The organism is Pedobacter sp. JCM 36344 (assembly GCF_046546555.1).
Classification (GTDB): domain Bacteria; phylum Bacteroidota; class Bacteroidia; order Sphingobacteriales; family Sphingobacteriaceae; genus Pedobacter.
This window is the reverse complement of the sequence record NZ_JBKHKK010000014.1, coordinates 18,848-31,822: the sequence shown is the minus strand read 5'-3', so window position 1 is coordinate 31,822 and position 12,975 is coordinate 18,848. Positions and strand designations below refer to the sequence as shown.

Sequence of the window (12,975 nt, the reverse complement as noted above, 5' to 3'; positions counted from 1 at the left end):
TCTGAAATAAATTCAAACCTAAGAAGGACGAGAGGAGGTTCCCCCACTCATCCTATAATTTTCATTTCTTGAAATGCGCGATGATTAAGCTGGCTAACTCAACACCAATTCTCTCCTGAGCTTCGTTTGTAGCAGCACCAATATGCGGGGTCAAGGAAATCTTAGAGTGGCTCAACAAGGCCGCCAGCGGTGTTGGTTCATTATCGAACACATCCAATCCCGCGAAAGAAAGCTTACCACTATCCAACGCAGTCAACAAGGCTTCTTCATCTATCGTACCACCTCTTGAACAGTTGACCACACCAACCCCATCCTTCATCTTAGCAAACTCTTCAGCTCCTAAAATTGGTTTGTCAGCAAATGGAGTATGCAACGTGATAAAATCACTATTGCCGATTACCTCTTCAAGCGAAACCGTTTTAATTGGAATATCAACTGTGATACCACCTTGCAGGTTCAAGGTAATATTTCCTTCAAAGGGATAAAGATCATACGCCAAGACATTCATGCCTAAACCTAACGCAACACTAGCTGTTTCTCTTCCTATCCGACCAAAACCAATGATACCTAAAGTCTTACCCCTAAGTTCGATCCCTTTAGCATACGCTTTTTTTAACACATTGAACTTTGTTGCACCTTCAACGGGCATTTTTCTATTGGAGTCCTGTAGAAATCTAACGCCCGTGAACAAATGTCCAAAAACAAGTTCTGCAACTGACAATGAAGATGCGGCAGGAGTGTTGACTACTGCAATTCCTTTACTGCGAGCATATTCTACATCAATATTATCCATACCAACTCCACCCCGACCAATTAATTTGATGCTAGGGCTTTGATCAATCGTTTCTTTACGAAGTTGTGTGGCACTTCTTACCGTTATCGCATCGTAATTTTTTAATGCTTCAACCAATTTATCTTGAGGTACAGTTTCTGTATCAACTACAAAACCTGCCTCTTCTAGTAGCGCTTTTCCAATAGGATCAATCCCATCGTTTGCAAGTATTTTAATCATTACGTTGTCTATTATTGATGTTTTTCTTCAAAAATCTGCATTAACTCTATTAATGTGTGTACACTGGTTATTGGAAGTGCATTGTAGATAGAAGCTCTAAATCCTCCAACACTTCTGTGACCTTTTAAACCTTCAATCTCGTTCTCTTCCACAAACTTCAAGAATGGTTTTTCCAATTCCGGGTTCTGCATAACGAAACATACATTCATTCTTGAACGATCTTCAACTGCACAGGTACCTTTAAACAAAGGGTTTCTGTCAATCTCAGTGTATAATGCTTGCGCTTTAGCTTTATTTTCTTTCTCAATTTCAGCAACTCCACCTTTAGATTTTAACCACCTTAAGTTTAACATTGCAGTATAAATAGAAAAAACAGGTGGGGTATTGTACATAGATCCGCCCTCAATATGATTGTTATAATCTAGCATGGAAGGGATCTTCCTTCCTGATTTACCCAAAATTTCATCCTTCACGATAACAATAGTCAATCCGGCAGGGCCTATATTCTTTTGAGCTCCAGCATAGATAAGATCAAACTTAGACACGTCGATCACCCGGCTCATAATATCCGACGACATATCGCAAACGACAGGAACAGACGTTTCAGGAAAATCAAAGAACTCAGTACCGTAGATCGTGTTGTTAGAGGTGAAATGAAAATATGCACTATCTTCGGGAATGGTAAAATCTTTTGGAATAAAAGTAAAGTTAGACTCCTTTGAAGAAGCGACAATATTGGCTTTGCCAAATGCAGAAACCTCTTTAATTGCCTTATTAGCCCAAACACCAGTTTCTATATAACTTGCAGTTTTGCCTTCAGGCAACAAATTCATTGGTACCATAGCAAATTGCAAACTCGCACCACCTTGCAAAAGTAGTACTGAATAACCTTCAGGCACATTCATCAGTTCTTTGATAAGCCTTGTTGTTTCTTCAACTACATTTTCGAACTCTGGTGTGCGGTGTGAAATTTCTAAAATGGATAAGCCGTCCTTGAAATCCAAAACTGCTTGTGCTGCTTGTTTAAATACTTCCTGAGGTAAAATACAGGGGCCTGCGCCAAAATTATGTCTCATTTTAATATTTGTTTATTGATCGTAAATGTAACGGTTTTATGTTATTTATCATTTCGAATTCTTGAACTTTATGATCAATTTTAAGTTGAGTTGTCGCCCGGTTAAGTAGTTAGGGATGGCATATTGTACGTTGTTTACATCCTTCAACCACAGATATGAAACGGTATTATCTATATTAAGCAAATTAAATACTTCCACATGGACTGCAAACGAACTAAAATATTTATCCAAAAACCTCGCTCTTCTTTGTACAGCGTCATCGAGAAAATCTTTTGAAAATCCAATATCTACCCTTTTATAAGCTGGTATGCTGAAGTCATCAGAGTACCGTTGCAATAATGGCGCGCCGACGGGTAGTCTTGAACCGTAAAGCATATTGAGATGTACCTTATAGGTGGGATTATTCAACAGACGGTCCTGAAAATAAACAGAGAAATTAATACGTTGATCGGTAGGTCGCTTGAGGTAACCCGCGTTATCACCAACGATATCCTGATTAGCCTTCATAAAAGAAATTCTAAAATAAGATAACAAATCTTTAACAAACTCTCCCCCTACACTAAAATCAGCACCATAAGTGTATCCTTTAGCAACCTCATTTGCAAGGTATTTTATCCGAACATTGTCCATCATGTAAGGGATCAGTCGATCTTGGTATTTTACATATAATTCTGAAGTAAATTTAAGCCTGGTACCTAAACCGTCAAAAGCATAATCCAATCCTATAGATGCATTATAGGAACGTTGTGCTTTTTGCTTGACATTCAGTATTCCGTCAAAGGCCCGGATACTTCTATAGTCGGGCGCCTGTTGGTAAACGCCCGCTGTGAACCGCCAAATCTTGTTATTGCTCGACGGTCTGTAGGCAAGTAGTAAACGCGGGCTAAACAGTAACTGACTACTTAAACTATTAAAACTAGTCCTAAGCCCCATTTGTAAATCGGTATTAGAACTGATTGCGTAACTATCCTGAATGTAGGCCGTCAAATTCTGAATAGAAATCCTGTTTTTAACACTGATTGCATTATCCTGATAAAAGCTTTTTAGTCCCTCAATTATATATCCCGCTGAGTCTATCAAGCTATACTCATTTAGATTATCAACATAGTTCTTGTGTTCAAACCGGGCTCCCAGCGAAAAAGTATGATTCTCGTAAGTTTGATCCGCTTTTAAGCCAGTACTGAAGATTTGCGAGACCAAACTATTGCGGGCGTAATTAGTATATCCTCCTATACCACGATTTGTTCGGATTACACCAAAGTTTCCGTTATTGAGCTCATCGAAAATGTAACTACCCTCAATGTCTATACGTTCATCCTCAATGATACGGAAATAGCTATTAATCCACTTGATAACCAAGTTCGATTTAGAAAACCAAGTTGCCGTTAATGCAGCCCCTGCCGTAGTATATTCATCAAGTTCTTTACCATTATAATTTGTGGCTAATCGAAGGCGAGTATTCAGCGTGCCGAACTGCGTTTCGCGGCCCTCTGGCAATAGCTTAAAAATACCACTATTGAAGCTACCCAAAAAACTCAAACTAAATTTCTCTGAAAGAAACCTAGAATAGACAAACTGAAAATCCTTAAAATTTGGCGCGTAACTACCCCTATTATCCTGCGTATTCAAAACGCTGGTATTATTTTTATACCTTAAGCCTGCCAATAAAAAGCTATTGCTAGTTACTATTTTGGAACTAAAAGATGCACCTAGTAATCCTAGATTTAAGACTTGTTGAGTACTGTCTGGTCGTTCGTACTTCACATCCAATACCGAAGAAAGTTTATCCCCGTAGCGTGATTCAAAGCCTCCAGCTGAAAATTTTGCTGAACTCAAAAGTTCAGGATTAATAAAACTCAAGCCCTCCTGCTGACCATTCCGAATAAGGACTGGCCTACTGATCTCTACATCATTCACATACAGGAGATTTTCGTCGAAATTCCCACCACGTACGCTATATTGAGAACTCAACTCATTGTTTGTAGAAACTCCTGGCAAAGTTTTCAGGATCACCTCGAAATTACCAGAAGCAGATGGCATCCCGGCCACCTCCTTAACATTTAGAAGCATACTGTTGCTCAATTGATTTTGCTTGGTAGTGATCGATACTTGCTCCAGCTCGTTGATGTTACCTATCAAAACCACATCCTTATTTATCCTTCCAGCCTTATCCTGTTTAAAGTCCACCAATAAAGGATTGTAACCAAGCAAAGTAAATTTTAAGGTAAACATGGTGGTGGTAGAATAAATGTCATAGGTGCCATTCTTGTCCGTAGTAGTAAACTGGCTTTGACCTAAAACACTAACAGTTGCTTTAGACATTGACATTCCAAGGCTATCTGTGACTACACCCGAAACCTTAACTAAGGGCTGTGCGGTCACTATTGTAAACCCAGTGAAAAGAACTAACAACAGCAGGCAGAGACGAAGCATCGACTAAATTGATTTCAAGACCTCAGTGTCAGCATTTTTTAAAGAAGAGATCATTTCTGAGGGAGACGAGGCGGCAAATATGGCATTCCCTGCAACGAATACATCCGCACCTGCAGTCACCAATTCCTGAATATTGTGTATTCCTACACCACCATCAACTTCGATTAGTAAATTAGGGTTATTTGATGAGGCAATCCCTTTTAGCGCTCTAACCTTATTTAACGTATTCGGAATAAACTTTTGGCCTCCAAATCCCGGGTTTACCGACATAATCAAAACCATGTCCAGATCGACTAGAATGTCTTTAAGCAAGGAAACTGATGTATGTGGATTTAATGCAACACATGCTTTACAGCCAGCATTATGAATACTTTGAATGATTCGATGTAAATGGGTGCAGGCTTCATAATGAACTGTGATAATGGCTGCACCAGCTTCTGCAAATCGTTCAATGTAATGCTCTGGATGCACAATCATCAAGTGTACATCAAGTGGCTTCTTAGCATGTTGAGTTAATGTTTCCATAACGGGGAAACCGAACGAGATGTTAGGAACAAAAACGCCGTCCATAATATCTACATGAAACCAATCAGCTTCACTATTATTTATCATTTCAATATCTCGCTGCAAGTTTCCAAAATCAGCAGAAAGTATAGATGGGGCGACTAGATGTTTCATAAAGTAAATATAATTAATTAACCCATTTAATTAAAAACCCCCGCGAGTGCAGGGGTTTTTAATCGTTATGTGAGTTAAGAAATCTACTAAACTGTTTTATTTTCAGTTGAAGCAGACTCTGGTCTCGGTGGGCGAGGCAATAAAGCTTTTCTTGAAAGTTTCATTTTACCTTGTTTGTCGATATCCAAAAGTTTAACCTGAATTTTGTCGCCTTCTTTAAGCACGCCATCCATGGTTTCTAAACGCTCCCACGCAATCTCAGAGATGTGCAAAAGACCGTCTTTACCTGGCATAATTTCTACAAATGCACCAAATGGCATAATAGATTTAACCTTACCATCATAAGTAGCACCTATGTCTGGTTTTGCAGCAATCGCATTGATGCGGGAAACGGCGGCATCAATAGCAGCTTTATTATCAGCAAAGATCTCAACGATACCTTTGTTTCCAACCTCTTCAATTGAAATAGAAGCACCGGTTTCACGTTGCATTTCTTGAATAATTTTACCACCTGGGCCAATTACAGCACCAATAAACTCCTTGTCGATACTCAAAGAAACGATACGCGGAGCGTGATCTTTATAATCTTCTCGAGGTGCAGACATCGTTTTCTTCATCTCATTTAAGATGTGCAAACGAGCTTCTTTAGCTTGAATAAGTGCGTTCGTTAAAACCTCCCATTTCAAACCATTGATTTTTAAGTCCATCTGACAAGCAACAATACCTTTTTCAGTACCTGTTACCTTAAAATCCATATCACCCAAATGATCTTCATCACCTAAGATATCTGAAAGGATCGCATATTTACCAGTTTTCTCATCAGTAATCAAACCCATTGCAATTCCTGAAACAGGAGCTTTGATTTTGATACCTGCATCCATTAGCGCTAATGTGCCAGCACAAACTGTTGCCATTGATGAAGAACCATTTGATTCTAAAATATCAGAAACAATACGAATTGTGTATGGATTCTCTTCCAACCCTGGTAAAACTTTCTTCAAAGAACGCATTGCAAGGTTACCGTGACCAATCTCACGACGACCAGCTCCCCTATTAGGACGAACCTCACCAGTTGAGAAACCAGGGAAATTGTAATGCAATAAGAACTTGTTATAACCATTGATGAAAGCACCATCAATCATTTGCTCATCATCTTTTGAACCTAAAGTAACTGAAGTTAATGATTGTGTTTCACCACGTGTAAATACAGCCGAACCGTGAGCTGTAGGCAGATAACCCACTTCACTCCAGATCGGACGTACGGTACGAGCATCACGACCATCTAAACGAATTCCTTCATCTAATACCAGGTTACGAATCGCATCATATTGTACATCATGAAAGTATTTCTTCGACAAGAAGCCGGTAACATCATCTATATCTTCGCCTAAAGTAGCAATGAAGTCCATTAAGACTGCTCCAAATGCATTTCCACGCTCACTTTTACCTGTGTTACTTTTAGCAATAGCGTAAACTTTATCATAAGTAGCAGCATAAACCTGCGCTTTCAATTCAGGATTGTTACTCTCATGAGAATAAGAACGTTTAACAGTTTTTCCTACAAGTTCAGCCAATTCCTTTTGAGCCTGAACCTGAATAACGATTGCCTTGTGTGCGAATTCAATTGCTTCAACCATTTCAGTTTCAGAAATTTCATCACATTCACCTTCAACCATTACAATGTCTCTCTCCGTACCAGCAACTAGAAACTCCATATCGGCACGTTCAAGGTCACTTACATAGGGGTTGATTACAAATTTACCGTCAATTCTAGCAACACGAACTTCAGATATCGGACCGTTGAAAGGGATATCAGAAACCGCTATAGCAGCCGAAGCAGCTAATCCAGCTAAACAATCAGGCATTATATTTTTATCCGATGAGATCAATGAGATCATTACCTGAGTATCAGAGTGATAATCTTCAGGGAACATCGGACGTAGAGCACGGTCAACCAAACGTGAGATCAAAACCTCGTAATCTGATAATCTCGCCTCGCGACGTAAAAAACCTCCAGGAATACGGCCAGCGGCAGCATATTTCTCTTGATAATCTACAGATAATGGTAAAAAATCAACACCAGATTTAGCGCCAACTGTAGAAACTACAGTAGCCAACAACATCGTGTCACCCATTTTAACCACTACAGATCCATCAGCTTGTTTTGCTAATTTACCTGTTTCAATTTCAATTATTCTTCCATCACCAAGGTCGAACGATTTTTTTATTACATTCATTTAAAATTAGTTGTGGTGTGTTTTCCTCTTTCTACACACCTGATTTATATATTGTTTTTTATTTTTCAAAGTAAAAAAGCCATCCCTAAAGAATGGCTTTTACTGATATTGTTACGCTTACTTACCTTCTTTATAACCTAAAGGTTTGATGATATCTCTTAAACCTAAGTTCTTGATGATAGCACGATAGCGGTTGATATCTTTTTTAAATAGATATGCCAAAATACCACGACGTTTACCTACTAATTTTTGTAGTGATAACTGAGTAGAGAAATCCTTGCGATTTTTCTTTAAATGCTCGGTTAAATGCGCAATACGATAAGTAAATAACGCTACCTGACCTTCTGCAGAACCCGTGTTAGTTTCTACTTCGCCGTGTTTCTTAAAAATCTCGGCTTTCTTTTCTGTACTTAAATACATTCTTGAATGATACTAAAGTGTTTATAAATTAATTAATTAGGGGCAAAGATACTGTAAGTTTTAAAAATAAGCAATAGACCAGATGATTCAATTTTGTATAAATTTGTCTATTACAGCTACACAATGGAGAAAACACAATACAGCATATTTGAAAGCGAGTTAAGGGTTCGTCCCGATGATATTGACATGTTTAATCATGTGCATAACAGCAAGTATTTTGATTATGTACTTGCCGCACGATACGATCAAATGGCTGATTTCTATAAAATGTCTATGGAGTCTTTTTTGAGTAGTGGATTTGGCTGGGTAGTAAGAACCGCTCTCGTTGATTTTAAAAGGCCCCTTATTCTCGGAGACTATATAAAAGTTAGAACAGGAATTCTTACAATCAATGAAAAAGGATGCCGGGTACAGTTCGAAATTGAAAACAACCGAACGGGAAAAATTGCTTCAGACGGATGGTTTGACTATGTAATGATTGATACAAACACCGGCAAAGGCTGCAAAGTGAATGAAGAAATGATAAAAGCATATAGTATATAAACTTGCAAATCACTAAGATAATTTCGGTAATCAAACAGTCGTTAAGCGGCAAAGAGCTTGACTTCACGGAAGGTAGTATTCGCCTTGCTGTAATTTTACTTGCTATCCCAATGATGCTTGAAATGGCAATGGAATCTGTGTTCGCCCTTGTCGATCTCTATTTTGTTGGTCACTTGCCCAATAGCAGCATAGCCATTCAAACCGTAGGACTAACAGAGTCTGTCCTTACTATTATTTATTCTCTTGCAGTGGGCATGAGCATGGCGGCAACAGCAGTGGTTGCGCGCAGAGTAGGAGAAAAAGATCCTATAGCCGCGTCCAAAGCAGGCATGCAAGCCATAATAGTTGCAATTGCTTTAAATCTTGTAATCAGCATTTTCGCTTTCATTTATGCTGCAGATATTTTGCTACTAATGGGTGCATCTCCAGAAACTGCAAATGAAGGGGTAATGTTTACACGAATCATGATGGGTAGCAGTACCATTATTGTATTGTTATTCCTTATCAACGGAATTTTCAGAGGTGCCGGAAATGCAGCAATCGCCATGCAAAGTCTGATTATCGCCAACTTGTTTAATATTATCTTATGCCCTGTATTTATCAATGGGTTTGGGCCAATTAAGGCCTTCGGTTTAACTGGGGCTGCCATTGCAACAACAATAGGAAGAAGTGTAGGAGTTTGTTACCAGATATACCACCTAACTAGTGGAAAAGGCTTGTTAAAACCAAAACTTATTTACTTCAAACCGCATTTCGATCAGATAAAAGCACTTTTAAAAATTGCCATGCCAGGTATTTTTCAATTCGTAATTGCTTCCTGCAGCTGGATATTTCTTGCCCAACTCGTTGCCACCACTGGAGGTTATCATGGATCCGCAGGATACCAGACCGCTTTACGATTAATGATGTTCTTTATGTTACCTGCCTGGGGAATGAGTAATGCTGCCGCAACACTTGTGGGCCAAAATCTTGGAGCAAAAAAACTGGAGAGAGCAGAGCAATCAGTAATGAAAACAGCGAAATATGTAGTGATTTATATGCTTGTTGTAATGATACTAACCTTCGCCTTCGGGCACTATTTCATAGCATTTTTCACTAATGACCCTGTAGTCAGGGAAGTAGCAAGAACTGCTCTAAATATAATGAGTGCAGGATATATTTTTTATGGAATGGGGATGGTATTGGTTAGCACCTTCAATGGAGCCGGCGATACCTGGACACCAACAAAAGTTAACTTTTTTGGATTCTGGCTATTCCAGATACCCCTAGCCTATTTTCTCGCTAAATACTTTGACCTAGGACCTTTGGGAGTATTCATCGCAATTCCTGTGGCCGAAGTTGGCATCGCAGTCGCAGGTTTCATCCTATTTAAAAAAGGAAAATGGAAAACTATAGATGTTTAGAGGGACTTTCACTCCCATCGGCGACATAACCGAGCCCGGGAGTCAGCCAGTGCAACAACATCACTCTTGAGTACCTGTAGTTGAAAGGCGCAAATAAAAACACACCACCTATAATCACTCCTACGTAAACCCATAAGTTCTCATAGGTCAACTCCGCCCCAAGAATATATGCTCCAACACTAATCGAAATCATCTCTGCTACGTTCATAGCATAGCTTATAAACATTGACACATAGAAATACCCTGGCTCTCGCTCAAATCGAAGATGACAATGCGAACAGTATTCATTCGTCACCTGTCCTTTAAAGGAAAATAACGGGCCAGAAAAGATATCCCCTTGGCGACACCTTGGACATTTACACTGCACTACTGCTTGAATCTTGGATATGGGTTTCATAAGCTTATTATTTTCGATCCATTAATGGACAGACAAAGATACTTAATCCATTAACTGAATTATATGATATGGATCATATTGTATCTTAAACTCCCTGTCTAACAAATATTTGATATTCACTATTTTAATTAACTTTGATCAAATCAAAGATAAAACCAATCAATATGAAAAAAAACATTACTAAACTACTCAGTGCAATTGTACTAATTGGAATGATCTTGATTTCCAAAGACTCGTTTTCTCAAAGCGATGACACCAGCGCAGTTTACAAGAACCAGGTTAAAATGAATGTACCTGCCCTATTCTTGAAAAACTTCTCTTTCTCCTACGAGCGTGCAGTAACTAAAAAGATTGCGGTAGGCTTGTCGATAAGATTTGCACCTAGCGCTACCTTACCCTTTCAGGGTCAGCTAGAAAGTTTGATCAATAACAAAGAATCCTACGAGAGAATAAAGGATTTTGAGACTGGGAACTTTTCTATCACGCCCCAAGTCAGATTCTATCTTGGAAAGCAAGCCTTTAAAGGCTTTTATCTCGCACCATTTGCAAGCTATTCAACTTTCAACGCTTCAGGACCATACCAATTCTCCAGTTCAGCGGGAACACTGGACATGCCTTTAAGTGGTGATATAAAGACTGTTACTGGAGGCTTCTTCATTGGATCACAGTTTAACGTTACAAGACGAATTGGACTTGACCTTTACATCGGTCCAAATTACGGCTCACTTTCCGGAACAATTTCTGGAAATAAAGCATTAAATACTGATGAACAAAATGCCCTGAGGAACGGGCTGGCAGATTTAAACAATATACCAATGATTAAAACTAAATATACAGTCAACAGTACTGGCGCAACCGTAGATCTGGATGGCAACTGGCCTGGACTAAGAGCTGGACTAAGTGTAGCTTTTAAATTCTAACCAATAGTTTCTCGTAACAGTTTCGTATAAAAATCATTAAGTTTCATGCCCATAGCAGCAATCTGCTGGGGTATGAAACTTGTTACTGTCTGGCCTGGAATGGTATTGATTTCAATGAAATAAAAGCCTTCTTCATCACCCGTAAGAATAAAATCAATCCTTACCACACCTCTACAATTAAGTTTTATGTAAACCGCCTCAGCTATTTTAGCAACCCGGTCCCGGGTTTCAGGTCTGATTTTAGCAGGAGTAGTTTCTGTAGCAACACCCGGAGTGTACTTCGCTTCAAAGTCAAAAAACTCCTTTGTAGTCACAACTTCTGTCGCAGGCAGTACTGTTATCTTACCATCCAGTTTTACTACGCCAATGGTGAATTCCCTCCCAGCAATAAACTCCTCAATTAAAACTTGAGAATCTTCGGCAAAAGCCCTGTTAAGCGCAAGCTCCAGGTCCTCTGCATGATTAACTTTACTCATGCCGATACTACTTCCACCGTTGTTAGGTTTAACAAAATATGGCAATTTCAAATCTCTCTTAATACGCTCAATATCATAAGCTGTGTTTTTAAAAATCTGCACCGACCTTGAGATATAAAGCTGATCAATGTCTTCAACAATAGCCTTAGTGTAACTTTTGTTCATAGTGATAGCAGAAGTTAAGGCATCACAGGTTGTGTAGGGTAAGCCAAGCATGTCGAGATAACCTTGCAGCTTTCCATCTTCACCAGGAGAACCATGGATGGCGATAAAAACCCCATCGAACTTAATCTTCTTACCATTTAATTTAAGAGAAAAATCATTGCGGTCTATCTCAATCTTTACAGAATCTGAGGGCTCATAAAACCAGCCTAGTTGCGTGATCATGATCTTATAAACATCAAACTTATCTACATCTAGATTTTGCGCAATAGTAGCAGCACTCTTTACAGATACTACCCACTCGCCGGTAGTACCTCCGGTTAGCAATGCTATCGTTTTTCTCATATCTGCAAATATAAATTAGTTGCGGAGATGTTATTTTAATTCTATTAAAAATATTTTTTAGCCTAAATTTGAATTTTATACCTTCAGAATAGAAAACAGCATGGCTAAATTCATATCCTATCTTAAAACTAAATCTTTCCGATCAAATTTAATAGCAGCAATCATTACCGTTACTGTAATCATATTTGTCGCATTTTTTAGTTTGAGGTACTATACCAAACATGGGCAAGGCTTAAATGTACCTGCGTTGAAGGGTCTGTCGTTTTCTCAGGCAGTAAGTAAATTGGAAGAACTAGGACTGCGCTACGAGGTTGACTCTGTTTATATTATGGATACACCACCGGGTACAGTGATAGACCAGGATCCAAATTCTAATACTTTCGTTAAAGACAATAGAACGATTTATCTAACGGTAAGTATGAATACTGCTCCGAATGTCAAATTCCCCGACGTAGAATTTAAGCCGTTTAGCCAGGCAAGAGCAATTATAGATAGCTATGGATTAAAGCTGGGTGATACCACTTATAAGGCAGACGTGAGCAGAGACGTAGTATTGGAAGTAAGCTTCGGCGGACAACTCTTAAAAGTCGGCGAGGTGATTCCGAAAGGATCAAGAATAGACTTCCTGTTAGGCAATGGTAAAGGAAATGAGGAGGTCGATATTCCGATGCTAATTGGTTTAACTAAAGACGAGGCGATATTCACCCTAAGGAACGGCGCCATGCTAAATCTCGGAATGGTCATGTACGAGGGTGTAATTACAGACACAACAGAAGCTATTATAGTTAAACAAGAGCCTTTTGCGACTGATTCAATCACCAAAGTCAAAATTGGAACACTCGTAAACATCACCTTATCAAATAAAAAATAATA

The 12,975-nt window shown here is 39.0% G+C and carries 12 protein-coding genes; 4 read left to right on the top strand and 8 right to left on the bottom strand.

The window, feature by feature from the left end:
* Window positions 1-61: 61 nt before the first annotated feature.
* The 6 genes from ACHFIZ_RS13775 to rpsO form a co-directional block, all read right to left on the bottom strand.
* Window positions 62-1,012 carry a D-2-hydroxyacid dehydrogenase gene (locus tag ACHFIZ_RS13775; RefSeq protein ID WP_410886808.1) on the bottom strand — a complete coding sequence of 317 codons (951 nt, stop codon included), beginning with the start codon at window positions 1,010-1,012 and terminating at the stop codon, window positions 62-64.
* 11 nt (window positions 1,013-1,023) lie between these two features.
* Window positions 1,024-2,088: a 3-phosphoserine/phosphohydroxythreonine transaminase gene (gene serC, locus ACHFIZ_RS13770; protein WP_410886806.1), complete on the bottom strand. Its 1,065-nt coding sequence runs from the start codon at window positions 2,086-2,088 to the stop codon at window positions 1,024-1,026.
* Window positions 2,089-2,136: 48 nt separating this feature from the next.
* Window positions 2,137-4,521: a carboxypeptidase-like regulatory domain-containing protein gene (locus tag ACHFIZ_RS13765; protein ID WP_410886804.1), complete on the bottom strand. Its 2,385-nt coding sequence runs from the start codon at window positions 4,519-4,521 to the stop codon at window positions 2,137-2,139.
* Between the two features lie 3 nt (window positions 4,522-4,524).
* Window positions 4,525-5,199: a ribulose-phosphate 3-epimerase gene (gene rpe, locus ACHFIZ_RS13760; protein ID WP_410886802.1), complete on the bottom strand. Its 675-nt coding sequence runs from the start codon at window positions 5,197-5,199 to the stop codon at window positions 4,525-4,527.
* Window positions 5,200-5,285: 86 nt separating this feature from the next.
* A complete protein-coding gene (gene pnp / locus ACHFIZ_RS13755) occupies window positions 5,286-7,436 on the bottom strand; it encodes a polyribonucleotide nucleotidyltransferase (protein ID WP_410886800.1) in 2,151 nt (716 codons plus the stop codon).
* A 117-nt stretch (window positions 7,437-7,553) separates the two neighbouring features.
* Window positions 7,554-7,856 (bottom strand): 30S ribosomal protein S15, encoded by a 303-nt coding sequence (gene rpsO / locus ACHFIZ_RS13750; protein WP_410886798.1) that lies wholly within the window; start codon window positions 7,854-7,856, stop codon window positions 7,554-7,556.
* Between the two features lie 123 nt (window positions 7,857-7,979).
* Between rpsO and ACHFIZ_RS13745 the strand changes: the two genes are divergently transcribed.
* Both ACHFIZ_RS13745 and ACHFIZ_RS13740 read left to right on the top strand, forming a co-directional pair.
* Window positions 7,980-8,399 (top strand): acyl-CoA thioesterase, encoded by a 420-nt coding sequence (locus ACHFIZ_RS13745; protein WP_410886796.1) that lies wholly within the window; start codon window positions 7,980-7,982, stop codon window positions 8,397-8,399.
* Between the two features lie 2 nt (window positions 8,400-8,401).
* A complete protein-coding gene (locus ACHFIZ_RS13740; protein WP_410886794.1) occupies window positions 8,402-9,802 on the top strand; it encodes an MATE family efflux transporter in 1,401 nt (466 codons plus the stop codon).
* Here ACHFIZ_RS13740 and ACHFIZ_RS13735 read toward each other — a convergent pair.
* The gene (locus ACHFIZ_RS13735) at window positions 9,789-10,199 is read right to left on the bottom strand and encodes a DUF983 domain-containing protein (protein WP_410886792.1); all 411 of its coding nucleotides are present in this window, start codon (window positions 10,197-10,199) and stop codon (window positions 9,789-9,791) included. The genes ACHFIZ_RS13740 and ACHFIZ_RS13735 overlap by 14 nt on opposite strands.
* Window positions 10,200-10,363: 164 nt before the next feature.
* Here ACHFIZ_RS13735 and ACHFIZ_RS13730 point away from each other — a divergent pair, with 164 nt between their 5' ends.
* The gene (locus ACHFIZ_RS13730) at window positions 10,364-11,119 is read left to right on the top strand and encodes a DUF3575 domain-containing protein (protein WP_410886790.1); all 756 of its coding nucleotides are present in this window, start codon (window positions 10,364-10,366) and stop codon (window positions 11,117-11,119) included.
* Here ACHFIZ_RS13730 and ACHFIZ_RS13725 read toward each other — a convergent pair.
* Window positions 11,116-12,102, bottom strand: coding sequence for a D-alanine--D-alanine ligase (locus ACHFIZ_RS13725; RefSeq protein WP_410886788.1), 987 nt, complete (start codon window positions 12,100-12,102; stop codon window positions 11,116-11,118). The genes ACHFIZ_RS13730 and ACHFIZ_RS13725 overlap by 4 nt on opposite strands.
* Before the next feature lie 100 nt (window positions 12,103-12,202).
* On the opposite strand from ACHFIZ_RS13725, the gene ACHFIZ_RS13720 reads away from it, so the two are divergent.
* On the top strand, window positions 12,203-12,973 hold the full coding sequence (locus ACHFIZ_RS13720; RefSeq protein WP_410886786.1) for a PASTA domain-containing protein: 771 nt from the start codon (window positions 12,203-12,205) through the stop codon (window positions 12,971-12,973).
* Window positions 12,974-12,975: the final 2 nt, after the last annotated feature.